This window comes from Vibrio sp. 10N.222.48.A3 (assembly GCF_041475345.1).
Taxonomy (GTDB): domain Bacteria; phylum Pseudomonadota; class Gammaproteobacteria; order Enterobacterales; family Vibrionaceae; genus Vibrio; species Vibrio tasmaniensis_A.
The window spans coordinates 1-378 of the sequence record NZ_JBFRVX010001692.1; the positions used below are offsets into that span (position 1 = coordinate 1).

Sequence of the window (378 nt, forward strand, 5' to 3'; positions counted from 1 at the left end):
AAAGGTGTACTCACCCACCGTGCTAGTAGAGAAGCTAATCGTAAAGACCGGAACTTCTGGGTTAGCTCCGTCTTTCACAAAGCCGATGTACGCTCCAGTCGTATTTGGATCAGCTTTAAGCTCAACGACCAACCCATTCGATTTTAGCAAACCATTAGTATTAAATTGGTTCGGTTCAATGCGGAAACTGGTGACATTATCACTTTGATTGGTGAACTGAATAGTCTCAGTTTGACTCACCGGAGCATTGCTTGCTGCCGAGCCATCTGTAAGGTTAGATTCTGATAAAGTGACACTTGGAATGGTGTTGATGATTGGAATATCACCATCGGTGATGGTCAACTTCACGGTAGATGTCACTGGGTCTTTATCAAAGTC

Annotated in this window: 1 protein-coding gene; it reads right to left on the reverse strand. The window is 43.9% G+C overall.

What is annotated here, in order from left to right; genetic code table 11:
- A partial coding sequence (locus tag AB4653_RS28440; RefSeq protein WP_372105985.1) for a hypothetical protein occupies positions 1 to 378 on the reverse strand: 378 nt, incomplete at both ends.